The 533-nt window shown below is 42.2% G+C and carries 1 protein-coding gene; it reads right to left on the reverse strand.

Going from position 1 to position 533, the window contains the following annotated elements; all coding sequences use genetic code 11:
- Positions 1 to 57: 57 nt before the first annotated feature.
- Entirely contained in the window at positions 58 to 483 is a 426-nt protein-coding gene (locus ACFIKJ_RS09735; protein ID WP_375649495.1) for a hypothetical protein, read from the reverse strand.
- Between the last annotated feature and the right edge of the window lie 50 nt (positions 484 to 533).

Below are 533 nucleotides of genomic sequence, written 5' to 3' on the forward strand. Positions count from 1 at the left end.
GGGGCGCTTGTCTGTACCTGCTTTTGTTCTGTTGTTGCTGGTGTCTTGCTCCCCATTTCACAATTCCTTCCTGTAATAAAGCATATCTATGCTGTAACCTTGCTTGTTCAGTGCACGTTTCCAACCCAAACGACCCAAGATCTCCATTTCAAAAGCGCCATTCTCACGCGCCCAATCCTCTACAACTTGCAAATTGTCAACTTGATCAAGAACGCCCTTCCCACTACATTCACAAATCAGAGCGCGTTTCTTTCCTAAAACTGTCTGTTGTATCTGGGTCGTGACGACCGCTAAAAAGCGCTCTTCATCATCCAAAACAAGCCATAACTGTTTCTTACCACTGCAAATAGATTCAATGAGTTCTTGCAACGTAATTTCATGTTTGAAACGCTCTACATACTCTCTAAAAGATGCAATGATTTCTTCAAGATAAGGGGCTATACGCTCTATATCCCAAGAACTGGTCAAAAAGACTTTTGCCATTATCCTCTACCAAAAGGACGTAAATCCACATTAAAACCCGTAATCATCGT

It is taken from the genome of Bartonella sp. PS7NMGDW (assembly GCF_042193585.1).
Classification (GTDB): domain Bacteria; phylum Pseudomonadota; class Alphaproteobacteria; order Rhizobiales; family Rhizobiaceae; genus Bartonella; species Bartonella grahamii.

Excerpts from the sequence above, each read along its gene's own strand:
- ACFIKJ_RS09735 (WP_375649495.1), bottom strand. The coding sequence starts at position 483 with ATGGCAAAAGTCTTTTTGACCAGTTCTTGGGATATAGAGCGTATAGCC.